General features: G+C 41.5%; 1 protein-coding gene. It reads left to right on the top strand.

The window, feature by feature from the left end; all coding sequences use genetic code 11:
* Positions 1-151 precede the first annotated feature (151 nt).
* Positions 152-615 (top strand): transposase (locus tag SIN01_RS14860; protein WP_029548191.1); only part of this gene is annotated, 464 nt, incomplete at its 3' end.

The following is a 615-nucleotide window of genomic DNA, read 5'->3' as shown; positions in this document are numbered from 1 at the left end:
CCTAGGTTATTCACGAGACTTCTCCAAAACGCTCAAAAGGTTGGTTTAATCACCTTTTTTGATCAAGTCTCATGCATGAAAAAAGTGCACGCAAAAAGGATCCAAATCTGGTAAAATTAAGTCACCACAACACCAGAAAGGATCCTTTATGATGACTACTTTATCGCAAATCACATTAGATTTCAATCGAAAAATAAAACTATCAAACAACGGCGGCGAACTTTCCTCTGACGGCGGTCAGTTGATTTTTAAAGAATTTGACGAAAAAATCGGTTTTTCAAAAACGCTAGCCCGCCATTTAGTGCTGAACGATTCGCGCAAGGATCCGGACTATTCCAATGAACAACTCTTACGTCAAAAGATTTATCAGCTTTTAGCCGGTTATTCTAAAGATGACGCAGCAGATTCATTGATTCATGATCCCGTGTTTACTCAGGTCGTTGAATCGCCAACACTGGCGTCACAACCGACGTTATCCCGGTTTTATTATCGTTTCGACCAGAACACTCTTGATCAACTCGCGGTGGCCAATCAGAAATTACTGGACAAAGTTCATCGATATCGCAAGAGCCGGACACTGATTATTGACCTGGATTCCACTCACGTCGATACGTA

The sequence above is a fragment of the Sporolactobacillus inulinus genome (genome assembly GCF_006539285.1).
Lineage (GTDB): Bacteria > Bacillota > Bacilli > Bacillales > Sporolactobacillaceae > Sporolactobacillus > Sporolactobacillus inulinus.
The sequence above is the reverse complement of the archived record's forward strand: the minus strand, read 5'-3'. Positions and strand labels throughout refer to the sequence as shown.